The following is a 22872-nucleotide window of genomic DNA, read 5'->3' on the forward strand; positions in this document are numbered from 1 at the left end:
TAACAAACCATAAGCCCGGCTTGATCCGGTACTGACAATTTGGCTCGATTGGCTGCAGCTCATGAAACCTGAAAGGTAGTGACTATGCATAAAGTAATCTGGATGAAGCGCTATCGCGGATGGTTGATTTCCATTGTTTGTCTCGTCATGGCTATCGCTTTTTTTGTTCTCTCGCGGCTTGATACTTATGGTCTGGATCGCAGAGTAAGCGAGCCTTTTTCATTCGAAGCCAATGGATTACTCCTGGCGGGTACGCTTTGGCTTCCCGATCAAGCTGCAATAGCGGCAGTCGTTCTGGTGCACGGGGATGGCCCACAAGATCGCACGTCGCAACAAGGTTACGACCCACTCATCAACGCTCTTTTGGATGCTGGCATTGCGGTTGTTTCGTGGGATAAGCCGGGTATTGGGGGGTCACAAGGAAATTGGCTCAGTCAGTCTATGACTGACCGCTATGTGAACGCGCGCAGTGCGGTCTCTACCCTGCGAAGCAAGTTGCAAGGCATCCCGGTAGGTGTGCTTGGATTTTCGCAAGCCGGTTGGGTATTACCTCGCCTTGCACCAACTGAAGCGGACTTTATTGTGCTTGTTGGAGGCGCCGTGTCCTGGCAGCGACAAGGAGACTATTACACCAGGACGCGGTTGCAACGCACAGGGATGTCAGAGCCTGATGTCGAACGTGTGATGGCGCAGATGGCGGCAGCCGACGAGCGTTTGTTTGCCTCTTCGCAGGTGCCACCAATTGCCCTGCTGGGCAGTATGAGTCCAGAGCGGTGGGCTTTTGTACGGCGAAATCTTCACCAGGATGCAACCCATGATTTGCAAGAGCTCAAGGTTCCAGTGCTTGCGTTGTGGGGCGCGGACGATCTGAATGTAAATTCGGAGGTCAACGCAGAGATCTACCGAAAGACTGTAGGAGGCAACCATCCCGCCAACCGGATTGACGTCATCCCGGATGCAACTCATGGGCTCCTGAAGACGGCTCCCTACAACACACAACTCACCAGCGAATGGCCCTGGTTCACTACGCTGAGGTTTCTGATGGAAAGTCGTCATGCCTACGCCCCAGGCGCCCTTGAAACGATAACCGAGTGGGTGCATGCAAGAGCTGGTGTGACTGGAGGCGCGCTAGCAGGCGGATGTGTTACGCCGCCGAGCCTGCCGCTGGAACCCGTGCCGGAGCGTCAAAGATGTTGATTTTCGAGGCGGCGTTTAAAGGCTCCGAGGGCAGTACCAATCACTGGGCCCAGCACCGGATCGTCGGTAATGCTTTCGGCGCTCAAGCGGCTAGACAGGAGGTTAACAGTAATAGACGCCTCCTCGATGATACGAGCTGACATCGTCTCCAGGACCAGCCGCAATGCGGCTTGCGCGTGACTGGCTCTGGGCGATGCGTTGAAAAGCGCTACTGGCTTGCCTGGGAACTCTTCACTGCTCACGAGCCAATCGAGCATGTTCTTGAATGAGCCGGGAATGCCTCTGGCGTACTCGGGGCATGAAATTAACAGCCCATCCGCCTGCCCGACAATTGAGCATAACTCTGCGACTGCCTCGGGGGGATCCTCGAGCAGATCCGGATTGAAGTGAGGCAATTTATCAATACCTTCGTAATGAATGAGCAATACCCCTTCGGGGCATAGACGCTCAGCCGCACGTAGCAAAATCGAGTTGGAGGAGGCCTGGCGCAGACTCCCCGAGACCGCAAGCAAACGCACCATTTCAACACCCATATTGATTCGGAAGTTGGTGAATTTTCGCACGAACTGAGCTTCGTGCTCCATTGCAAAAGGTTAGGTATTCAGTCGATTGCGCATGATGGGGAATTACGCTCAACCTGACCACCCGTTTGCATTGCACTTACCCACCCATTGCATTCGACTTGACCAATCCTTTGCATTGGATTTGACCAGCGGACTGGGTGGCCATAACAGGCAGCAGTCGACCCACTACTGAGGTCGTCGACAGGCAGAAATCGGCCAATAGGAGCTGCTGGACAGCTTGGGCAGGTGTTGTCGTTCTGCGTTTGCCTTCAACGTTCGCGGGTTCGCACTGGGTTGGGGTAAAGAAAGCATGGCGGCGGCCTTTTCTCTCTCCCGAAGTGTCGCGCGTACAGTCTGCCCTGTTATGCTGATTCAGCCGTCCAGCGTGTAGATAAGATGCTATACGGCGTTAAGTGACAGGTATGTTGGCTAATTGATAGTTAGGGAAAACTGAGTATGCGTCGCTTAAAAGCCAACGGGTTTGTGTTTGTCAGCATTGCGATACTCTGTTGCGGCTGCACATCTTATTCGTCCCAGCCGACAATCAACGAACCCGTTGAACCCGAAACACAAGAAATCATCTCCAGCTTCAGTTACGCAATAAACTCCCCATGGAAAGACAGTCGCTTCGGCAAGGACGCATACTCAGCGACACTCAACGTTATTCCCGATGCACAGGATAAGAGCTCCAGCCTTGCCGCCCCGAGCCTGCCGGCATTAGAAATAAAGATCTCGGAGTTCTCATCTGGCGGCGCTTGCGGACAAGATTACTTGACGGGTCTGAGTCTGGGTTTGATCCCCAGTTGGTGTACGCGGACAAACCTTTTCAAGTTTGATTTTATATTGAATAAGGACCAGCGCTTTTGCAGGCAGAAAACCTACTCGATAAACTCCACGTCGTTTTCACATCTCACGATGATTCCGTTTACACTCTTCAATACGGGCAATCAGCCATTGACGCTCTATCAGGCGGCGCTTAAAGATTTTCTTCGCAGAGGTCAATGTGCGACGCGTTGAGAGGCTGCTTTTGGCCGATTTCTGCCTGTCGCGAAGGGCAGAAATCGATCCATTGCAGTCGATGACGAGCGTTAAGCTAAGGGGGGCTGCTTCTCCCTCCTTAAGGAGCGAAGCGAACGGCTTTAACCATTATTAGGTGTTTCCAAATAGTTGGCTGTATAACTCATGTATGGTTTTCAATTCAACGAAACTGCCCTTGTTCAATATGCGGATATTCGGCCTTTCTGATTTTAAACCGGCGGCATTACCTTTTGTGTGTTTGGCGGTTTTTAGACTCTCTAGACTGGCTAGTGGTTGGCCAGGGCAAGCGCCAAAATAATAATATGGTCCAAGTTCAAGTGTTTCATTATTGAAGTAAACTAAAACTACGCAGCCAGACGGTTTCTTTGCCAGCGAAATATGGATTTTATGTGTTGCCGTCTTCGACCCAATAAATGTGGCTTTGAGTTGAATGTGTCTAATTATGCCATTTGCTTCGGCAATGATATCGTAGCCAGATCTGTCGACCTCGGGTTTAGATATTTCAAGACTGAAGTCTTTGGCTTTCCATGAAAATTTCAATAACTCACCAATAAGCAAATGCTCGATTAGCTTTTCACGGTATGAAGAGTGCAGCGAGTGTTCAGTCATGTTTGGTTGCCTGCGATCGAATAGGGCCAAATGGTTAAGCTAAAGGTTCGGCTTCTCCGGTTCCAGCAATCGGAGAGGGCGACTTGAGAGGCCGTGTGTAGCCTCCTCGTACGAATCTCCTTAAGCTACAGGTCAATACGCCGCCCCATCAACGCTAACTGACCGCTTTTGGCCGATAAGAGTCATTCGCTGACGGACGTTTTCGGCCAACAGCAGCCGTTCAACCTAAAATTCAGCGTGTCCGCTTACAGGCCAACATAAGTCATTGCTATTAACACGGAATCGCACACCTGAGGACTCCAGCTTTATCTGTCAGGGGCAAAAATCTTCGGAGTGGTCTCAATGTGCCCGGGCCGTGGTACTCGTATTCCATACAGGCACACAACGCTACCGAGCAGCAGGAGCGCCGCAGCGGTCATGATGGAAAGATGCATTCCTTGCATGAATGCTTCAGGGTGAGTATCGCGCACAAAAAAACCGAATACCGCCACGCCTAACATCCCGCCGACCTGCCTCGCAGAGTTCAGTATTCCCGATGCGATACCGGAGCGTGAGGCATCCACGGATGACAGTGTGATGTTTGTCATGGTTGGTACCATGACGGCAATGCCACTTGCGGCAATCAGCATTGGCACGACCAGCATCCAGTACGAACCGTCTATGCTGACCGGCAGCAGAAGCAGATAGCCTGACGCGGCGATTAACATGCCAACAATCATGAGTTTCTTTGGGCCGACACGGTTGAGCAGCCGGCCTGCCAGGATGTTCACTCCCATTAGAACAACTGTCATGGGCAAAAAAGCGAGGCCGGTCCATTGAGCCGACAACTGCTGCTCTATCTGAAAGAAGAGACTAAAAACAAAGATCAAACCATAGTAGGCAAAATTCACGACGACGCCGGCGGCTGACGCTGCAGAGAACGTAGCCGTTCGAAAAAGTGCCAGTGGGAGCATTGGCTCTGTGCTCCGTGACTCCAACCAGAGAAAGGCCAGGGTGGCAACAACGCAAAGCAGCATCGCACCATAAACCAGAGGGTGATGCCATCCTAACCGGGCTGCTTCGGTGAGGCTCACAGTCAAAGCTATCAACGCCAGAATAGCCACCAGTTGGCCTGGAAGATCAATACTGCGACCATGAGTCGATACGACGGCAACCGCATGACGAAAAGTGAGAGCTACGCCCACGACGCCGATCGGTAGGTTAATCAGGAAAATGCTGCGCCAACCTACATGCGTTACCAGCAGGCCGCCCAAGACTGGCCCTGCGGCAAGCGCAATTCCTCCCGCCGCGCCCCACCAGCCCACAGCACGGTTTCTCTGCTCAGTATTCGGGAACGCCTGGCGCAGCATCGCCAGCGAATTGGGCACCAGCAATGCGGCGCCAATACCCTGTGCGACGCGTGCGGCCACGAGAAACGGCAGCGAGTTGGCGATTCCACACCCGATTGATGCCAGCGTGAAGACTGCGAATCCTACAGTGAAGATTCGTTTTGCGCCGAAGCGGTCGCCTAAAGCTCCCGTTGTGAGGAGGAGCGACGCGAACGCGAGCGTATACGCATTGACAACCCATTGCAGGCCCGCCACGCCAGTATCGAAGCGGCTTCGCAAAGCATCAAGCGCGACGTTGACGACGCTGACATCAAGTAAAACGACAACAAAGCCCAATCCTGCGGCAGCGAGGGTGCCGCACTGATTGCGGCTCATGGACATGCTCATATGGAATAAACCTTATCGGTTGAAGACGTTCCGATATTAGGCATGTTGGCTTTGTGCGAATATTCCATATAACTGCAAGCCATCCTTGAGAAAATGCACAGATGTTCGATTGGGAAAATATTCGTCATTTCCTGGCTGTCGCCCGCATCGGTACGTTGTCGGGGGCTGCTCGCATGCTGAAGGTTGATCACGCGACGGTGAGCCGACGCTTGAGTGCACTGGAGGACCAGATGAAGACCCGCTTGGTTGAACGTCTCCCCAGGGCGTGCAAGCTCACCCCCGTTGGTCAACGGGTGTTTGAATTGGCGCAAGGAATGGAAGAAGACGCTTACGCGATTGAGCGATACCTGGATGCCAGCCGTTCACCGCTGAGCGGCAAGGTCACGCTGAGCGCACCGCCTGTGCTAGTGGCCAATTTTTTGGTGAAGCATCTGGCGGACTTCCGACTTGCACACCCCGGCGTAAAACTGTCTGTTTCTGCCCAGGCGCGGCAGGTTTCTCTTAGTCGAAGGGAGGCAGATATCGCCTTAAGGCTTGTTCGGCCCGAGGAAGTCACCAGCGTGGTACGCAAGCTGGGGCGTATGTCGTTCGACCTTTACGCGAGCAGAGACTATCCGCACCTGCACAATCCATCTGCCTGGGAGTTCATTGCCTACGATGCCGGATTCGCGGACATGCCACAGCAGAAGTGGTTGATGAGCATTGCAAGGGGTAGACCCATTGCTTGCGAAATCAGCGATATCAATGGTCATCTGGCAGCAACTCAAGCAGGCGCCGGCGTGTCTGGCCTACCGTGCTTCCTGGCAGATACCGATGCTAAGCTGCAACGCGTCGCATACGATGGCGAACAGTTTTCGCGAGAGATCTGGATGGCTGTTCATCGGGACCTCCGCCGTTCGCCGCAAGTACGGGCAGTCATGGATTTTCTGCTGAAAATTGTGACGGAAAATTCCGCCTTCACGATAAGCAGCTAGAACGCGGATGTCTGGGTTACCGCTTGCGCTCGACAGAATCGACTGGCTGTCTATCGCCGATAGCCCATGTCGAGGCGATCCAGTTCATATCACTAAATGTCTGTTCCCGCGCGGAAAGCCGTCAGTCAGAGCTGCGTGCTGGTCGGCGGCTACGGGGCGATTTCTTCCGGCCAAGGCCCACCCCGTGGGCTGGTCAGATCCCATGCAAACAACTGGTCAAGTCGAATGCAAATGGCTGGTCAAGTCCATGCAATTACGCACATGAGGTGATGGGCCTCCAGGCGCACCATTTTTCTGAAATAAAGAGGAAGTATTTATCGGTAGGACGCCGGAGCGATTAACTCACACGCCTACGGGCATACAGCTTCATCGAATCGAGGCCGACAAGCTCGCGCAAACTTGGCTGACGCTGCTGCCTTCAGGTTCAGCAAGACTGGATACAGTTGCATAGGATCATTGGACTGGTTAAAAGTGGATTTGCTGCCAATTTTGACCTGCTTCCTGGCTGAAATAACAAGAACCTGTGGGTCGAGAGCTGTCCTTTGTGACTGGCAGCTATCGACCCCGATGCGGCAACTCGTGCTGGCGCTCTGCATGTCGTACCAGATCAATGGATCTTTGCTGTATTACTCCCCCCTCAGTCCCTGCAGATGTCGGTACCCGGCCGCCTGAGCGAAATCGGTCAAAGACCAGATTGCCCCGTTGGCTCCCCAAAACCCATCGTTGATCTCTTCAAGGATGATCGACGTCATGATGACTCTGTGGTCGTTAGTTTCTTTAGACCGGCTTACCGCTTGATGCAGGCGCTGGACGTAGTCGTCTCGCATGGCCTTGCTAAGTACTCCACTGGGGATTTTGACCTGGATGATGCAAGGAATGGCTTGAGCGCTGACATCCACCCCACCACATTTCCAGGAACCGCTAGGCACTTCTTCAATTAGCGTCCAGCACAAGCTCCGTTGACGTGGATCGCTGCCCATTTGCTCGACCTCGACTGCTTCTTTCGTAATCGCTTCGCTAAGCAGTGCCTGTTGTTCGTAAGTAAATGAACCTTGAGGCACTTTGATTAGAATATTGGGCATACAGATTAACGCTCAATGAAATGGAGTCGTTATTGAGCCAGCACTGAAGCGCCGCAGCCAGCGACCGAATTGACATCTTTCGTGCATAATCAGCCAATGAATGATTTTAAAATTGTGGTAGTTGAAGGCGCCTTTGCCTCCAGTGTCGCACTGACCCTGGATATCCTTTCGACGGCAGCGATCCTCGCCAAGCGATTGGGCATTGCCGCCCCACGTTGGCAAGTCTGTGGACTGAGTACGGATCGCGTTCCGCTCGGCCAAGGCATGCACATTTTTCTTCAGCCTTTGGTTACCGACGCTGATGACCGCTCATGCTGGATCATTCCGGGCATCGGCATAGCGGACGTAGCCTTGATTGAGCAGCGGTTGCAACAGCCGGACATTACATCGCTGGTACCGGCATTACAGGCTCATATAAGGGCTGGGGGTACCGTAGCTGCCTCATGTTCTGCAGTATTCGTGTTGCAGGCTGCGAATGTGCTCGCTGGGCGCTGCGTTACCACTTGCTGGTGGATGGCACCCTTGCTTCAGCAGTGGGCGTCGGAGTGCCAGGTAGATGCTGATCGCATGGTCATCTCTGATCCCCCGTTGCTTACCGCAGGCGCAGCGTTAGGTCACAGCGATTTGATGCTGCAACTTCTGCGCAGTTATTTTTCCCCGGCGCTGGCAGATGCCGTTGCACGAACGCTACTGATAGACGCCCGACAGTTGCAATCGCCCTTCATGGTCCCGGCAATGATGGCTCAGGGAAATGAACTGATCGCAAAGCTGACGGCTCATATCGAAGCCTCGCTACCCACGACCATTAGCGTCAGTACACTTGCATTCGACTTTGGCTTGTCAGAGCGAACGTTATCTCGACACATACACAAGGCTACCGGCCATAGCCCGCTACGGCTGATCCAGCGTGTCCAGGCCAATAAGGCCCGTGAGTTGCTGGCAAACAGTAAATACTCGGTCGATACTATTGCCGAGCGCGTCGGATACCGGGATGCCACATCTTTGCGGCGATTGATGAAGAAAATGCTTAATGCCACACCTCGGCAATTGCGTTAAGTCGACAAAGCAGTCGCCCAATAAGCAGTGCGCCTGTGGCACTTGCCAGGTGAGGAGTGGGGCTACCAGCTCCCAGTGCTGATGGGCGCGTCAAACATCGTCGATGTGTGTGAGTTGACCTCTGAAAGAAATCTGACCCTGAGTATCACTTCGCTGGGCAGTGACATGCGCTTTCGAGTTCGCGTGATAGTTGTTCTTGATACTGGTTTGTTTAAAGAGATTTTGATAGTGATATGTCGATGTAATAAATTTGTTTTAAGGGGCTGACAGTGGAGATGTTGTTTGTGTCTATGAATAAGCGGCTGGTAATAATCCGAAGAGATACAGGTTGTAGTGTCTCTTCGGAATCCGCTGGTTATGCCGTAGTGCTTAGCATAGACCAAAGAGCATCACAGTGAGGAGTACACTACCGTTTAGGTATATCGTTGCTTTCAGGCCGGTAGGCATAAATGTACCGCATGTTTCTGCGCAAACTTTTAACTGGCCACTGATCGGGATTGAAATCGGTGAATTTACACAATAGTCACCGAAAACCGGGAGGGTAAAGCAGATTTTGTTGGTTGCCTGATTATAGCTAGCCCCAACACAGACTGACATCCTCAGCGCTAGCACACCCTCAAATGTCGGGGGGGAATCAGCCGTAACGCCGAACCCGACAGTCGTGTAATCAGGGATATGTTCGCTGGATGCTAATTTGTTATGTTCCTTGCAAGTGCAGTCGCTCATCACAATAGCCTCATCCTGAGTATTTGTTGGTGATTACCAACAGGGCTTAACTTAGCCCTGGGATGGTAAGTTCGCAAGTTATCCTGGGCCAGGTTTGATATCGAATCGAGATTGTGGATTTTCCGTATTGGTTATTTTGATATAAGAGGTGTTTGTAGCGTTTTTTTTTGTTTTTTAATTGCCTTTTGTTGTAGGGAATATAGATGAATTTTTTAAAAAATATTTCGATTTTTATCTGTTTGGTATTGCTGTCTTACAGTGCCTGTGGGCCCCGTAGAGACCAACTTGACCCAGCGAATGCTCATTGAATTATCGGAATCACCGGCGACGGCGATCAAGGACTGATCGCGCTTCAGGTCTACATCTGAGAGACTTCAGGTACCCACTAGGTACCCACTAAATGAGTCGCCCCCAAACGGTGTCAACACCCAGCTATCAGGGCCGGTGTTGGGTCGTAGGGAAGGGCGGCCGTCGTGTTTCATCTGATAATGAGGAAAGCCTGGCAGGCACAATAAAACCCGCCTGCTGGGGACGGGTCACAACTGAGAGGGGAGCCTCATCTGAGTTTGGAGTTCGGCCAGAAGTAGCCTTTCAGGATTGTCCACTTCGGCCCATAGTTGACGGTGGCGATAGGGCAGAGTCGGGCATTGTAATATCCCCCGCCTATGAGAAATGACTGGAATTGAGTGAGGCACCGTCACGTCGAGGAGAGGGACGCACCTGGAAGAGGCCATTAGGCACTGGGCCAGCTGCCTAATGTGCGGCATCACGCCACCCGCCGATATTCACGTCGCTGCCCAAGGCTTTCGCCTGAACTTGAGCAGGAAGGAACAGCTGTTATCAGGTTTGTCGTTGCGTATTTGCGTGACAACATTCAAATTTCGATTAGCCTTTTTGCGGGAAGCGACAGCATTGGAATTAAGACAACTACGTTATTTCGTAAAAATCATTGAGCATGGCAGTCTAGGGCGGGCGGCACTCGAGTTGGACGTGGGCGTGTCGGCCCTCAGTCAGCAGATTTCCAAGCTCGAAAGCGAGTTGTGCACCCGCCTCTTGAATCGCACCACTACGGGCGTAACGCCTACCAGCGCTGGATTTGCATTTTTACACCATGCCCAGCTGACCCTGCGCCAAGCAGAGAACGCCATCATGGCAGCCCATCGCGGGCGCATGAGTGGCTATGTCAGTGTCGGCCTGCCACCTACTACCGCGACGGTGCTCGCTCTGCCATTGATCAACGCCATGCGTAGCCGTTATCCGGATATCCAACTCCATTTGGTGGAAATGCTCTCCGGACACTTGGCAGGCCAGCTAAACGCCAGGCAGATTGACCTGGCAATTCTGTTCCAGCTCGAAGGAGGTAAACGTTGGAGCGTAACTCCCTTGCTGGATGAAAAGCTGTTTGTTATCTCCTCGCCAAAACTACCGCAAGCGCCTCGTGGTGACAGTGTGCAGCTAGCCGACCTAGGCGGCTTGCCGCTAGTGATGCCCAGTGCCCAGCATGGTTTACGTTCGGCATTGATGAGCGCATTCGAGCGGGTCGGATTAACCCCCAATGTCATCATGGAAGTGGATGGTCTAGCGGTACTGATGAACGCCGTGCGCGCCGGTCATGCTGCAACGATACAACCGGGGGCAGCAGCTGCATTGAAGGACGAGTCAGGACTTTCACTGGTTAAAATTACCGATCCACATGTGGGCCGGCGCAATCTGCTGGCGACGTTGGCTGATGACGAACTGTCTCCAGCGGCATTGGCAACCCGGCTGGTTATCGTCGATGTCGCACGCCAACTGGTTATCGACAAACAGTGGCCAGGCGCAACCTGGATTGAAGAGTTAGACGTGCAATAGCGTGCGCTCAATCACGGCCGTATGTGCTTCGGAAGGACTCAAAGTGTTTAGGGAAACTAAACACCCCGTGTCAAAAGCAGCCTTTCGACTATCGGGCCCCCTCTCTATCGTTCCCCCACACGCAAGGAGCAGTTCGTTCCAGCCTCCTTGCAGATCGAGGAGCGATGATGATCGATGTCTTAATTATAGGGGGCGGCAACGCAGCCTTATGCGCCGCTCTGATGGCGAGAGAAGCTGGCGCCAGCGTGATGCTGCTGGAAGCCTCTCCGAAAATCTGGCGCGGTGGAAACTCCCAGCACACGCGTAACCTGCGGTGCATGCACGACCAGCCGCAGGATGTATTGATCGACGCCTATCCTGAAGAGGAATACTGGCAAGACCTGTTGAAGGTTACCGGCGGTCTGACTGATGAGAAGCTTGCACGCATTGCCATTCGGGCATCCTCTTCTTGCCGCGACTGGATGCGCTCACATGGGGTGCATTTTCAGCCACCTCTGTCAGGTGCGCTGCACGTGGCCCGTACCAATGCTTTCTTCATGGGTGGCGGCAAGGCGCTGGTGAATGCGTACTTCCGCAGCGCCGAACGGTTGGGTGTGAAAATCCGCTACAACACCCAGGTCACCGACATTGAATTGGACGATGGAAAGTTCGTCGCGGCCCACATTGGCGAGCATCAAGTCGACGGTCAGCGCGTAGCCGCAGAGCGTATTGAAGCCCGGGCCTGCGTGTTGGCCGCTGGTGGTTTCGAATCCAATCGTGAGTGGTTACGCGAAGCCTGGGGCCAGAACGAGCGCGGTGAATGGCCAGCTGACAACTTCCTGATTCGCGGCACCCGATTCAACACCGGTATTTTGCTGCGGCGCATGCTTGATCTTGGCGCTGACGTGATCGGCGATCCGACGCAAGCACACATGGTCGCAATCGATGCCCGCGCGCCACTCTACGACGGCGGTATCTGTACGCGAATCGACTGCGTATCACTGGGCGTAGTGGTCAATCGTGACGGCGAACGTTTCTACGACGAAGGTGAGGATTTCTGGCCGAAACGCTATGCAATCTGGGGGCGCCTGGTCGCCGGACAACCAGGGCAGCAGGCCTACTCGATCATCGATCAACAAGCCATCGGGCGCTTCATGCCTCCCGTCTTTCCAGGGACTACCGCGAATACCCTGCAAGAACTCGCCCGTCTATTGAAGCTACCCGAAGATCAATTCGTAAGGACCGTAGAGGGTTACAACAACGCCTGCCGCGTCGGTACGTTCGATCACACGGTACTGGACGACTGTCACACCCACGGATTGACCCCGGCCAAAACTCATTGGGCGCGGCCATTGGTGAAACCGCCTTTCTACGCCTACCCGCTGAAACCCGGTGTCACGTTCACCTACCTCGGCCTCGCCACCGACGAAACCGCCGCCGTGCACTTCAACGGACAGGCGAGCCCCAACCTGTTCGTAGCCGGAGAAATGATGGCCGGCAATGTTCTGGGCAAGGGCTACACCGCAGGTATCGGCATGGCCATCGGTACAGCGTTCGGCCGTATAGCCGGTGCACAAGCGGCCGCCGCTGTGGGCTTTGACGCTTCATCAGTGAATACGGAGTCCTCACATGCAACTGTTTGATCCCAAAGCTTCGGGCGACTTGATCCCGGTGCTCAATCTTGACGAAAGTGAAGTCGAGAGGCAGATGACCATCTGCAATGCCTGTCGTTATTGCGAAGGTTTCTGTGCGGTATTTCCGGCAATGACCCGGCGCCTGGAGTTCAATCAGGCGGACATCCATTACCTGGCGAACCTTTGCCACAACTGCGGTGCGTGCTTGCACGCCTGTCAGTACTCCGCCCCCCATGAATTCGAGGTCAATGTACCGAAGGCAATGGCCAAGGTGCGCCTTGATACTTACGCCGAATACGCATGGCCACGGGTGATGGGCAAGTTGTATCAGCGAAACGGTATGACTCTGGCGCTGGCTTCGGGAGCAGGGCTGGCATTGTTTCTATGTCTCACCCTGTTGATCATGGGAAACCTCTTCGTCACGATTCCGGGAGGTAACTTCTACAAAATTTTCCCGCACAACACCCTGGCGTTGATGTTCGGCGCAGTGTTCGGCTTTTCGGTACTCGCGCTAACCATTGGAGTGCGACGCTTCTGGCGCAACGTCTCACCAGTGGCAGCGTCTCTGCCAGTAAGAGCGTCCGCGGCACTGGAAGCTACGGCCAACGTCGCGAAACTCAAATATCTGGACGGTGGCCACGGTAAGGGCTGCAACAACGCCGACGATCAATTCACCCTCTGGCGTCGTCGCTTCCACCATCTCACCTTCTACGGTTTCATGCTGTGCTTCGCCGCCACGGGTGTGGCCACGCTTTTTCACTATTTGCTGAATTGGTCGGCCCCTTATCCGATCTTCAGCTTGCCGGTGATGTTGGGCATTGTCGGTGGTATCGGTTTGCTGATCGGCCCGGCAGGTCTGCTCTGGCTGAACCTGCGCCGCAACCCCGCGCACGGTGACGAGAATCAGAAACCTATGGATCGCGGTTTCATCGCGTTGCTGTTTTTGGTTAGCGCAAGCGGCCTGGCGCTTTTGGCGCTTCGAGAAACCAGCGCCTTGGGCTTGATGCTGGCTATTCATCTCGGTCTGGTCATGGCGTTTTTCCTGACCATGCCCTACAGCAAGTTCGCCCATGGAATCTTCCGCAGCGCAGCGCTGCTCAAACACGCCATCGAGAAACGCCAACCCAACCCGGTCGTTGCCGGCAACGACTAACGGCTTAAACACTCATTCCAAAAACAATAGTGAGCATAACGGCAGCCATGATGAAAACTACTACGGCCACAACCCGCGCCAAGGGGTCCAAGCTAGGGGCCATTTTTCGGGTCACCAGCGGTAACTTCCTGGAACAGTTCGATTTCTTTCTCTTCGGGTTCTACGCAACTTACATCTCCCAGACCTTCTTTCCAGCCACCAGCGAATTTGCTTCGCTAATGATGACCTTTGCTGTGTTCGGCTCTGGATTCCTGATGCGTCCGTTGGGAGCAATCGTACTGGGTGCGTACATCGACAAGGTTGGCCGTCGTAAGGGGCTGATCGTGACGCTGTCAATTATGGCCGCTGGTACGGTGTTGATCGCCCTGGTGCCTGGCTACGCCAGCATCGGTGTAGCGGCACCGATTCTGGTATTGCTGGGCAGGCTGCTGCAAGGCTTCTCCGCCGGGGCAGAGATGGGCGGTGTTTCCGTTTATCTTGCGGAAATTGCGACACCCGGCCACACCGGTTTCTACACCAGTTGGCAATCGGCAAGTCAGCAGGTTGCAATCGTCGTCGCGGCCGCGCTGGGATACACCATCAACGCTACGATGCAGGCCGCTGAAATCGCCGACTGGGGCTGGCGCATTCCTTTTTTCATTGGCTGCGTCATTATCCCGTTCATTTTCATTATCCGGCGCTCACTTGAAGAAACTGCGGCATTCACCGCACGCCTGCACCGTCCAACGACTCGTGAAGTTTTTCGCTCGATGCGTGACAACTGGCGCACCGTACTCGCGGGCGGATTGCTAGCCTCCATGACCACCACCACGTTCTACTTGATTACGGTCTATACCCCCACGTTTGGTAGAACTGTACTGAACCTGAGCACCACCGATAGCCTGGTGGTCACGTTGCTGGTTGGCGTCAGTAACTTTTTCTGGTTACCAATAGGTGGCGCGCTTTCCGATCGCATAGGCCGTCGCCCGCTGCTTCTCGCGATCTCCTTGTTGTGCATCTTTACCTCCTATCCCGCTATGCACTGGCTGGCAGAGGCGGCTAGCTTCGAGCGATTACTTGCCGTCCTGCTGTACTTCTCGTTCTTTTTCGGTATTTACAATGGCGCTATGGTCGCAGCATTAACTGAGGTAATGCCTCAGAACGTACGTGTGGTTGGCTTCTCGCTGGCGTTCAGTCTGGCAACTGCTGTGTTTGGCGGTTTCACCCCGGCAATATCGACCCTGCTTGTCCAGGCCACAGGGGATAAAGCATCGCCAGCTTACTGGCTTATGTTCGCGGCGATGTGCGGGTTTACGGCGACAACGGTTCTCTATCGCAAGCAAAAAACATTAGCGGTCAAACTCGTCTAGTTCCCGCTCGATAGCCGTCGCTACTACTCGGTAGCGACGGTGCGTGAGTAGCGGCCGCAGCACCCAATCAGCCAGAGTTTCGGAAAGGAATATCGCTACAGCCCAAGGCTTTCTTGAATTTACCTACCGGGTTGCAAATTCGCCCACATCGGTTCGATTCCGGCCCCGGCCTCCACATTCAAAAGCCCCGTAGATCAAGGTCTACGGGCTTTTTTATTGCCTGCGATTTGACGATCACTTGCACAACTATTTGGACCACTGGGCATCGAGTAAGTAGCGATTTTTATGAGCTGTGCTTGACGCGTGGTTTTATATTGTAAATGCATTTACAATTATTCCGACGCTACTGACGTAAGGCAAAGGCCATGGAAATCAAAGAGTCTATTGAAATTAGATCGACCCCTGCGCAGGTGTTCCGTTTGTATAGGGATGCGGCGCGCTGGACCGATTGGGACCCAGAGGTCAGTTGTGCAAGCTTGCCTGGTGGTCTTGAGCTGGGTGCGAAAGGTTGGCTTAAACCAAGGATCGGACCCAAAGCCAACATTCAGATTGTCGAAATGACCGAGGGCATGTCTTTTTCGGCGCAAAGCCGTTTGCCGTTATGCCGTATGGAATTCGGGCACTTGCTAACGGAAAAAGAGGGGGGGACGGTCGCAACCCACTGGGTTGAGTTCTCCGGGCCACTGAGCTTTCTGTTTCGATACCTGGTTGGTAGATCCATTCAGGCATCGCTACCCAACACGATGCAGGGGCTCAAAAAGTTCAGTGAAGCCCAGGCAAGTCGCTCATGAGTGCGAACAAGGATAGCGTCGAGAAGAACTGGAGTGGTTCGGCCTTCGCGGGGCCGAGCGAGAGTCCTGGATTCAGACTATGGCGCGATTTTTTGGACTGGCAGCGTCAACTCAATGCGCGCTTGAAACCTTTGGGGCTTACTCAGCCGCAATTCGCGATCCTGGCTGTCAGTGGTTGGCTGACGAGAGAGGGCGAGCAGATCACTCAGCATGGCATCGCCAGCTTTACCGGTATGGATCGCATGCATATTTCGCAAATCATATCTCGCTTGGAGAAAGATGGGCTTATTGGGAAGCAAACAAACCCGCAAGACCAGCGAGCAAACTTGGTGTCACTTAGCGAAGAGGGCCACCATCGATTGTGTACGGCTATGCCTGTTGTTGAAGCATTCGACAGAGAGTTTTTTCTAAAACATGACAGCTGAATGCCTGTTTCAGAACCCTATGTGATACCCCCGAGCCTCGCCTAGTGCGGGGCTTTGTGTCCGCTTGGCGCAGGATGAACCCTTCGACGTGTTTGAGCGGTTCTGGATTACCCCAGGATACGGTCCGGGTTTGATGCCAGGTTCGATTGAAGTCGTCCAAACCTCTGAGCACCGGCCTCATAATCTGCGTATCACCGGATCATGTCGATTGCAGCCCCTTGTGACAGGAAGCAATCGGCTGTGGATTTAACCGGTCAACGCAACAGATAAGCTAAATCCTTCGTGGCACTTTCCGTATCGATGTCGCTGTTTAAACTTGCTGAAACGTTTCTTCAAGTTTATAAAGCGGAACAACTCCAAGAAAGGCTGCTGCCATGACCCCGCTCAAACTCTTTGTTGCCCTCAGCGCACTGTCCGCTGCTTCCCACGCCATGGCCTGGGACTACGTTCTGCTCGACACCGATCATGCCGCCCAGAACTGGCAGATCACCAGCCAGCAACTCGGCGTAAAAACCGACAAGCCCTTCAGCGTCACCCTGCGCACCTTGCACGGCGGGCGGCAGGAGGGTGTCAGCATCGTCGACATCGACAACGGTACGATGAAACTGTCGGTAGTACCGACTCGCGGAATGAACGTCTTGCAGGCTTCGGTCGGCAATGTGCGTATGGGCTGGGATTCGCCGGTCAAGGAAGTGGTCAATCCGTCCTTCGTCGAACTCAATGGCCGCGGTGGCCTGGGCTGGCTGGAAGGTTTCAATGAGCTGGTCGCCCGCTGCGGATACGAATGGGTTGGCCACCCCGGCCTCGACAACGGCGAACTGCTGACCCTGCACGGTCGGGCCGCCAACATTCCTGCGAACAAAGTCACCCTGCACATCGATGAGAAACCACCGTATGCCATCACCCTGCGCGGCGAACTGAAAGAGCAGGCGTTCAAGAAGGTCGACTTCTCCGTCGCGACCGAACTGGTCACCGAACCCGGCAGCGTAGTGTTCGCCCTCAACGACACCCTGACCAACAACGGCGATTATCCGAAGGAATACCAGGCGCTGTATCACAGTAACTTCAGCACTCCGTTCCTGGAGCAGGGTGCTCGTTTCGCCGCGCCGGTGAAACAGGTGTCGCCGTTCAACGACAAGGCCAAGGGCGATCTGCCCGACTGGCAAACCTACCGCGCACCGACCAAGGACTACGACGAAACGGTTTACAACGTGGTGCCGTATGCCGATGCCAAAGGCGATACGTTGACCGTATTGCATAACAAGGCCGGCAGTCTGGGTGTTTCGGTCGGTTTCAACACTCAGACGCTGCCGGTGTTTTCCCTGTGGAAAAACACCGATACCCAAGGGCAGGGCTATGTCACGGGTCTGGAGCCAGGGACCAGTTTTTCCTACAACCGCCGTTATCAGCGACCACTGAACCTGGTGCCGACCATTGGGCCGAAGGAGCACAAGCAGTTCCGCATCAGCTACAGCTTGTTAGCAGACAAGGCGGCTGTGGATAAGGCCTTGAAGCAGGTGAGCGAGATTCAGGGTGGGCGGGAGACTGAGGTGCGGCAGACGCCGTTGGTTGATCTGACCAAGGGGTAACACCGGCTAGAGCATTGTCGGCCGATATTGCAGTGTATCGAGCATATGCTTGCGTCTAGTCACATCGGTTTGCTCAAGGTCCGCCAGCGTGTGCGCGACCTTGAGTAGGCGATGGCTGCTCGCAACGATAGAGTTAAACCCTCGTGGCGGATACCTGCCTGTTATTCATACCCTGGATCTGCATTACAAGCCTGGTGCGTCAGATGGGCTTGTATATCGTGCAGCTCTTGTCATTGCCTCATCAAAGCATTAATCGTGATTTGCCGCTGTTAAAGTCACCTGCGCTTCTCTACATTCGCAGGTACAGTTTTCCACTCAAGTCCAGAACGGACCATCACCCCACCAAGGTCTATCGGAAATCTATTCATGGATCGGGATAAATCTTTGCCCGCTAGAGATTGGGTTCTGCGTAATACCGAACCAGGGCGAATAGAACGAATCGAGGCATGGTTCGGGGGGCATGGCTACGATCCGCACCGCCATGATACCTACTCCATCGGTCGGACGATGTCGGGGGTACAGAGCTTTCACTACAAAGGTTCTATGCGCCACGGTATACCGGGGAATACGTTGGTGTTACACCCGGACGAGTTGCATGACGGCATGGCCGGGACCGAAGCGGGCTTCCGCTACAGGATGGCCTATGTGGACCCTGCCTTGATTCAGCAGGTGTTGGGAGGTGAGTCACTGCCCTATGTCCCGGGTGGGCTGTCGGACGATTTACGCCTGTATAACGCAAGCCAACCTTTCGTGCAGGCAATGGACCACCCGCTCGACTCCCTTGAGGAACAGGACGCTTTGTTTGACCTCGCCATGGCGCTGCGCGCTGTCGCAGGCAAACCGCGCGGGCGCAAGATGTTGGACTACCAGGCTACCAAGCGAGCGCGGGATTTCATCATGGCCAATCTTCATATGACTATCACTCTGGGGATGCTTGAGCATGCCAGTGGCAGAGAGCGATGGAGCCTGTCGCGAGACTTCAGGGCGCTATTTGGTACAAGCCCCTATCGCTTTGTTACGTTGCGTCGCCTCGATCTTTTTCGCGCACTGATCCTTGATCAATTCACCCTCGTGGATGCGGCACTGGCAGCGGGGTTTCATGACCAAAGTCATATGACTCGGCATTTCACCATATGTTATGGAGTACCACCGATGCGCTGGCTTGAGCGTATCCGAGCCCAGCGTCAGCTTGCAGGATCGTACAAGCCGGGACCCGCGCCCGTTCGTTAGTGTGATGGCTCCCTAATGTATAGAGAATCCGTCATGCGCCACACTCAACAACAACCAAGCGAACACGCCATCAATCTTGCCCAAAAAGCCTCCCTCATTGAGCAGCAGTGGAGCCCTCGAGTAATCGCCGAAATGAACGAGTACCAGTTCAAGGTGGTACGCATTGAGGGGGAGTTCATTTGGCATTCACACCCGGAAACCGACGAAGCCTTTATTGTAATAGAGGGCAAGCTGCGCATCGATCTACCCCATGGCAGCGTGTATGTCGCTCCGGGAGAGCTTTATGTAGTGCCACGAGGGGTAGAACACAGAACAGCTGCCGAAAGCGAAACCAAGCTCATGATGATCGAACCTCGCGGGATACTGAATACCGGCCATGAGGGGGGTGAGCGTACGGCCGACAGCGACGTCTGGATCTAGGGCCTACGGTTTTCAAAACCTTGGTGGTGTCTCTGGGTTATCGGCAAACGCTAGCTTCAAATCCTCCACCAAGGCGAACTGTGCCTCACTAGGCTCGCGCCCGCGATGGTTGGCTAAATAAAATTGCACATTAAAACCCAGCGTTTCCGGACCGAGCGGTTGCACAAGGCCACGTGCATGCCAGGGCGCGGTAATGTGGCGGGGCAGGTATCCGATGTGGCCCTCGGGCCATTCGCGCCGCATCAGTGCAGAGCGCCCGGGAGCGCCACTATCCCTGGATGTTTGACCCCTTCGACCATTTGGCCGTGATCGATTACGGTGACTGCGACTTCGACCACAGTCAGCCACAAAAGACCCCGGCTGCCATTGAGGCCCATGCCGAGCGCATCCTCGACGCGGGTTGCGCCATGCTGACCCTGGGCGGAGATCATTTCATCACCTACCCATTGCTCAAGGCCCACGCCAAAAAGCACGGGCCAATCTCCCTGGTGCATTTTGATGCCCACAGTGACACCTGGCCTGATGCCGATGATAGCCAGCAGGGCATCAGTCACGGCACCATGTTCTACCACGCCGCCCGCGAAGGCCTGATCGACCCGTTGCGCTCAGTGCAAATCGGCCTGCGCACCACCAACGACGACGTCATGGGATTCCAGGTGATCGAAGCGCGTGAGGTGCATCGCAATACGCCAGAAATCATTGCCGAAATGATCCGCGCCAGGGTAGGAGATAACCCGGTCTACCTGACGTTCGATATTGATTGCCTGGACCCGGCCTTCGCCCCTGGCACATGCACCCCGGTATGCGGTGGGTTGACCACCCACCAGGCGCTGGAAATCCTGCGGGGTTTGTGCGGCATCAACCTGATAGGTATGGATGTGGTAGAGGTCTCACCCCCTTACGACCATGCAGAATTGACTGCGTTAGCCGGAGCGACCATTGCTATGGAGATAGTTTGCTTATATGCGGCGCGGCATAAGGTTAAGGGGTGAGGTGAGGAGGGGGTTGGTATCCATCTTGGAAAGCCTCGCAGATTAACGTTTGCGGGGCTTTTTTCTGGGCGTGGGAAAGTGAGCGCCTGCGTGGCTTTGGGCTGTATGTTCCAAAGCTGTATTTATATGTGGGCGCTATGCCTATGGAAAAATGAGGCGCGCAAAAGCGCAGGGCTCCCTGGGTGTGAACAGGAGCTGGGGTGCGCAATCATGAAAATTTAGTCATCTTGATGATGGCCAGCCTTGCCATTACGGCCGTACGAAATTTCCATCAGTATACTGCTCACTTTCCCTGTGATTTTGAGGTTGGTCGCCATGGTAAGTCGCCGGCAATTGTTAAAGCTTAGTGCTCTGGGCACCGCATCCTTCGCAGCGCCGCTGGCGTATTCGGCAAGCAACATAACCATGACGCATAACACCGGTAATCCAATTGGCTCAACATCGCCAAAAGACTTGTCCGATAACACCCGGAACTTGGACTATTTGTGTGTCGGCCCCAATCATTCTTACCTTGATCGACAAGGTGTGCCGCGTAAGTCCTGGAAGGGGATGGAGGAGGGGTTCAACGCAGATCAGGCTGCCCGAGAGAATCAGTTTGCCGCGTTCCTAGATTCCAGTGGCTTCGAGGCCCCTGTCCCGTATACGTCAGGTATTGTTCTATGCCGTGCTACCCAGGCTGTTACCTATCTTGGTAAAGAGTACCGGGTAAAAAGCGAGGCGCTTCCGTTAGCTACGACTAATTGGGAAGTTGATGAGTCGAAGTTTAAGTTAATTGGTGATGATTCGCTTCGGCAGGAAGTTGCATCTGCTGCTGGGGCTGTAATGGTTGGTACAGAGGCGCCGGGAGGCACTCGTAGTACCATAGGAGCAGAAATCCAGGCCATTGACAAAGAGTACGCACGTCCCGCGTGGTCAGAACTTATGGGTAATTTGCAGGTCGGGCCGCTGATTGTAGATGCTGCACGATATATCCGAATTACGGGAGATCTTGCAGATAAGAAATACAATGATTTGGCGTATCAAGCGTTGTTGGCGGGTCTGCCGTCGGGAGCAGAGGTTGAACACCCTTCCAGAGGGCTTTCATACTTAGAAGGAGGCTACAACGTAACTGCGACAGGTGTAAACCTCCGAGGTCGGAATAGTGGTAACTCATACGATCAGTTCTTGATGAAGTTTATGAACGCAACTGTGCCAGCGTTCAATGTGAAAAATAGTGGATTTTCCATGAGCAACCTCATGTTGCACGGGGCTATAGTGGGTCGAGCCATGAATGCTACTCAAGACGCATTTGACTTTGATGTTAAAGTTAATAATGGACATATTGATTGTCGTATTGACTCTGTGGGATTTCTTTATTTCCGCTCCAGCGCATCCATCACAAAGTCAGCTGGTCGAAATGTTAACTATAATAACTGTACGTTCTCTAATAGTCGCCATGCGTTTTCTCTAGAGTACCCTGCTGTGGGTGAAGATGATCAGCGTGTTTATGAGTTTATCAACTGTAAGTATCATTCAATGGGTCGACTGTTATCTACAGAGGACTCGGTATTTTACATCAATCCACTTGCTCAGGCGCTCGGCCTTGTAGTAAGTGGCGGCCATGCGGATGAAAGTGTGCGGATAATGCGCGGTTTTGCAGGTATGAGCCAAATTAATGGGTTGATCAGTTCGCGATCTGTAGGAGCGTTCGCAGACCTTGATGCCACTGGTTTTACTCAGGCAGGCTATGGGCAATTTAATATTTCAGCAAGTAGTTTGATGAATATCGACACCACTAAGCATCAGTTCAGTGCCCTTAAATCGAAAGGTCCGATTCAGTTGTATGTGGACGGATTCACTGTCGGTGGCGCTGGTGGGCATGGATTAGAAATCCGCAGTGGAGGTGCAGATATTCGTGCAACTACCGTGCACAATGCAAGCATGGGAGCCTCTAACGTTTACAGTGGGTTTTACGTAGGGGCTGAAGCGTCAAACGTGGTTTTTGGTGGGGGGTGTAACTACCGGCACGGTCAACTGCCTTTGGCCAAGACTACGGCGAAGTATGCAGTTGAAAACAGTGGAGTAAATACAATGTTTTTGGACTGTGTGGGTGTTGATGGACTTGTCGCAGAAAAAGTATATTACATTGATCCCGCGAAGGCGTCGCGTGGGCCAGATCCGGTAAACTCCTCTGGATTGCAGCGCATATCATATGGGGCTACAGCACCTACAACGGGCTTGCATACCCTGGGTGATGTGCATGTGAATATCTCAAGCGCCGGTTCTAATTATGGATGGCGTTGTACTGCGAGCGGAACCCCTGGTAAATGGATTTCCGTATAGGAGCAGTGGCTGCTTGGATGTCTTGAATGGATTTACGGGCCGGGACAGTGCTGGTTTTTTAGGTTCGAAGTAAGGCGTTTGGCGTTGCGAGAAGAAATCGAACGATCTTAATAGATAACATAAAATTGATCAGTTGCTCATTTCTTGCGCTGATGCTGCAGGGAAGGGAAGGGAAGG

General features: G+C 53.8%; 18 protein-coding genes and 2 pseudogenes. 15 read left to right on the forward strand and 5 right to left on the reverse strand.

Annotation, left to right across the window (positions count from 1 at the left end; all coding sequences use genetic code 11):
• The first annotated feature begins 84 nt into the window (after positions 1-84).
• Complete coding sequence (locus tag N7D90_RS09925) at positions 85-1197, forward strand: alpha/beta hydrolase family protein (RefSeq protein ID WP_261741989.1); 1113 nt, start codon at positions 85-87, stop codon at positions 1195-1197.
• Here the strand turns inward: N7D90_RS09925 and N7D90_RS09930 are convergent.
• Positions 1185-1760, reverse strand: coding sequence for an NADPH-dependent FMN reductase (locus N7D90_RS09930; protein WP_261741990.1), 576 nt, complete (start codon positions 1758-1760; stop codon positions 1185-1187). The genes N7D90_RS09925 and N7D90_RS09930 overlap by 13 nt on opposite strands.
• Before the next feature lie 456 nt (positions 1761-2216).
• Between N7D90_RS09930 and N7D90_RS09935 the strand changes: the two genes are divergently transcribed.
• Positions 2217-2777: a hypothetical protein gene (locus tag N7D90_RS09935; RefSeq protein ID WP_261741991.1), complete on the forward strand. Its 561-nt coding sequence runs from the start codon at positions 2217-2219 to the stop codon at positions 2775-2777.
• 132 nt (positions 2778-2909) lie between these two features.
• Here N7D90_RS09935 and N7D90_RS09940 read toward each other — a convergent pair whose 3' ends face one another.
• Both N7D90_RS09940 and N7D90_RS09945 read right to left on the reverse strand, forming a co-directional pair.
• Positions 2910-3407, reverse strand: coding sequence for a hypothetical protein (locus N7D90_RS09940; protein WP_261741992.1), 498 nt, complete (start codon positions 3405-3407; stop codon positions 2910-2912).
• Positions 3408-3712: 305 nt separating this feature from the next.
• Positions 3713-5110 carry an MFS transporter gene (locus N7D90_RS09945; protein WP_261741993.1) on the reverse strand — a complete coding sequence of 466 codons (1398 nt, stop codon included), beginning with the start codon at positions 5108-5110 and terminating at the stop codon, positions 3713-3715.
• 113 nt (positions 5111-5223) lie between these two features.
• Here N7D90_RS09945 and N7D90_RS09950 point away from each other — a divergent pair, with 113 nt between their 5' ends.
• Positions 5224-6096: a LysR family transcriptional regulator gene (locus N7D90_RS09950; RefSeq protein WP_261741994.1), complete on the forward strand. Its 873-nt coding sequence runs from the start codon at positions 5224-5226 to the stop codon at positions 6094-6096.
• 626 nt (positions 6097-6722) lie between these two features.
• On the opposite strand, the gene N7D90_RS09955 is transcribed toward N7D90_RS09950, so the two are convergent.
• Complete coding sequence (locus tag N7D90_RS09955; RefSeq protein ID WP_261741995.1) at positions 6723-7178, reverse strand: tautomerase family protein; 456 nt, start codon at positions 7176-7178, stop codon at positions 6723-6725.
• Between the two features lie 96 nt (positions 7179-7274).
• Here N7D90_RS09955 and N7D90_RS09960 point away from each other — a divergent pair, with 96 nt between their 5' ends.
• From N7D90_RS09960 to N7D90_RS09995, 8 genes are all read left to right on the forward strand, one after another.
• Positions 7275-8234 (forward strand): GlxA family transcriptional regulator, encoded by a 960-nt coding sequence (locus N7D90_RS09960; protein WP_261741996.1) that lies wholly within the window; start codon positions 7275-7277, stop codon positions 8232-8234.
• A gap of 1638 nt (positions 8235-9872) precedes the next feature.
• Complete coding sequence (locus tag N7D90_RS09965; protein WP_261742414.1) at positions 9873-10811, forward strand: LysR substrate-binding domain-containing protein; 939 nt, start codon at positions 9873-9875, stop codon at positions 10809-10811.
• A 167-nt stretch (positions 10812-10978) separates the two neighbouring features.
• Positions 10979-12433, forward strand: coding sequence for an FAD-dependent tricarballylate dehydrogenase TcuA (tcuA, locus tag N7D90_RS09970; protein ID WP_261741997.1), 1455 nt, complete (start codon positions 10979-10981; stop codon positions 12431-12433).
• On the forward strand, positions 12420-13577 hold the full coding sequence (tcuB, locus tag N7D90_RS09975) for a tricarballylate utilization 4Fe-4S protein TcuB (RefSeq protein WP_261741998.1): 1158 nt from the start codon (positions 12420-12422) through the stop codon (positions 13575-13577). Before tcuA ends, tcuB begins: the two co-directional genes overlap by 14 nt.
• A gap of 47 nt (positions 13578-13624) precedes the next feature.
• Entirely contained in the window at positions 13625-14926 is a 1302-nt protein-coding gene (locus N7D90_RS09980; protein WP_261741999.1) for an MFS transporter, read from the forward strand.
• A 365-nt stretch (positions 14927-15291) separates the two neighbouring features.
• A complete protein-coding gene (locus N7D90_RS09985) occupies positions 15292-15717 on the forward strand; it encodes an SRPBCC family protein (protein WP_261742000.1) in 426 nt (141 codons plus the stop codon).
• Positions 15714-16142, forward strand: a complete 429-nt coding sequence (locus tag N7D90_RS09990; RefSeq protein WP_261742001.1) for a MarR family winged helix-turn-helix transcriptional regulator — start codon at positions 15714-15716, stop codon at positions 16140-16142. The genes N7D90_RS09985 and N7D90_RS09990 overlap by 4 nt, the downstream gene beginning before the upstream one ends.
• Positions 16143-16516: 374 nt before the next feature.
• Positions 16517-17731, forward strand: coding sequence for an aldose 1-epimerase family protein (locus tag N7D90_RS09995; protein ID WP_261742002.1), 1215 nt, complete (start codon positions 16517-16519; stop codon positions 17729-17731).
• Between the two features lie 6 nt (positions 17732-17737).
• Here the strand turns inward: N7D90_RS09995 and N7D90_RS10000 are convergent.
• A pseudogene (locus N7D90_RS10000) lies at positions 17738-17874 on the reverse strand (hypothetical protein); the annotation flags it as partial.
• Between the two features lie 223 nt (positions 17875-18097).
• Between N7D90_RS10000 and N7D90_RS10005 the strand changes: the two are divergent.
• The 4 genes and pseudogenes from N7D90_RS10005 to N7D90_RS10020 all read left to right on the forward strand — a co-directional run bounded on the left by N7D90_RS10005 (position 18098) and on the right by N7D90_RS10020 (position 22695).
• A complete protein-coding gene (locus N7D90_RS10005) occupies positions 18098-18961 on the forward strand; it encodes an AraC family transcriptional regulator (RefSeq protein WP_261742003.1) in 864 nt (287 codons plus the stop codon).
• Between the two features lie 33 nt (positions 18962-18994).
• The gene (locus tag N7D90_RS10010) at positions 18995-19381 is read left to right on the forward strand and encodes a cupin domain-containing protein (protein WP_261742004.1); all 387 of its coding nucleotides are present in this window, start codon (positions 18995-18997) and stop codon (positions 19379-19381) included.
• 206 nt (positions 19382-19587) lie between these two features.
• A pseudogene (speB, locus tag N7D90_RS10015) lies at positions 19588-20373 on the forward strand (agmatinase); the annotation flags it as partial.
• A gap of 405 nt (positions 20374-20778) precedes the next feature.
• Positions 20779-22695: a hypothetical protein gene (locus tag N7D90_RS10020; RefSeq protein ID WP_261742005.1), complete on the forward strand. Its 1917-nt coding sequence runs from the start codon at positions 20779-20781 to the stop codon at positions 22693-22695.
• The last annotated feature ends 177 nt before the right edge of the window (positions 22696-22872 follow it).

This window comes from Pseudomonas fragi (genome assembly GCF_025426255.1).
GTDB classification, from domain to species: domain Bacteria; phylum Pseudomonadota; class Gammaproteobacteria; order Pseudomonadales; family Pseudomonadaceae; genus Aquipseudomonas; species Aquipseudomonas kulmbachensis.

What these genes read in the sequence shown, in the direction of transcription:
- N7D90_RS09925 (WP_261741989.1), top strand. Translation starts at nt 85, where the DNA reads ATGCATAAAGTAATCTGGATGAAGCGCTATCGCGGATGGTTGATTTCC.
- N7D90_RS09935 (WP_261741991.1), top strand. Translation starts at nt 2,217, where the DNA reads ATGCGTCGCTTAAAAGCCAACGGGTTTGTGTTTGTCAGCATTGCGATA.
- N7D90_RS09940 (WP_261741992.1), bottom strand. Translation starts at nt 3,407, where the DNA reads ATGACTGAACACTCGCTGCACTCTTCATACCGTGAAAAGCTAATCGAG.
- N7D90_RS09945 (WP_261741993.1), bottom strand. Translation starts at nt 5,110, where the DNA reads ATGAGCCGCAATCAGTGCGGCACCCTCGCTGCCGCAGGATTGGGCTTT.
- N7D90_RS09950 (WP_261741994.1), top strand. Translation starts at nt 5,224, where the DNA reads ATGTTCGATTGGGAAAATATTCGTCATTTCCTGGCTGTCGCCCGCATC.
- N7D90_RS09955 (WP_261741995.1), bottom strand. Translation starts at nt 7,178, where the DNA reads ATGCCCAATATTCTAATCAAAGTGCCTCAAGGTTCATTTACTTACGAA.
- N7D90_RS09960 (WP_261741996.1), top strand. Translation starts at nt 7,275, where the DNA reads ATGAATGATTTTAAAATTGTGGTAGTTGAAGGCGCCTTTGCCTCCAGT.
- tcuA (WP_261741997.1), top strand. Translation starts at nt 10,979, where the DNA reads ATGATCGATGTCTTAATTATAGGGGGCGGCAACGCAGCCTTATGCGCC.
- tcuB (WP_261741998.1), top strand. Translation starts at nt 12,420, where the DNA reads ATGCAACTGTTTGATCCCAAAGCTTCGGGCGACTTGATCCCGGTGCTC.
- N7D90_RS09980 (WP_261741999.1), top strand. Translation starts at nt 13,625, where the DNA reads ATGATGAAAACTACTACGGCCACAACCCGCGCCAAGGGGTCCAAGCTA.
- N7D90_RS09985 (WP_261742000.1), top strand. Translation starts at nt 15,292, where the DNA reads ATGGAAATCAAAGAGTCTATTGAAATTAGATCGACCCCTGCGCAGGTG.
- N7D90_RS09990 (WP_261742001.1), top strand. Translation starts at nt 15,714, where the DNA reads ATGAGTGCGAACAAGGATAGCGTCGAGAAGAACTGGAGTGGTTCGGCC.
- N7D90_RS09995 (WP_261742002.1), top strand. Translation starts at nt 16,517, where the DNA reads ATGACCCCGCTCAAACTCTTTGTTGCCCTCAGCGCACTGTCCGCTGCT.
- N7D90_RS10005 (WP_261742003.1), top strand. Translation starts at nt 18,098, where the DNA reads ATGGATCGGGATAAATCTTTGCCCGCTAGAGATTGGGTTCTGCGTAAT.
- N7D90_RS10010 (WP_261742004.1), top strand. Translation starts at nt 18,995, where the DNA reads ATGCGCCACACTCAACAACAACCAAGCGAACACGCCATCAATCTTGCC.
- N7D90_RS10020 (WP_261742005.1), top strand. Translation starts at nt 20,779, where the DNA reads ATGACGCATAACACCGGTAATCCAATTGGCTCAACATCGCCAAAAGAC.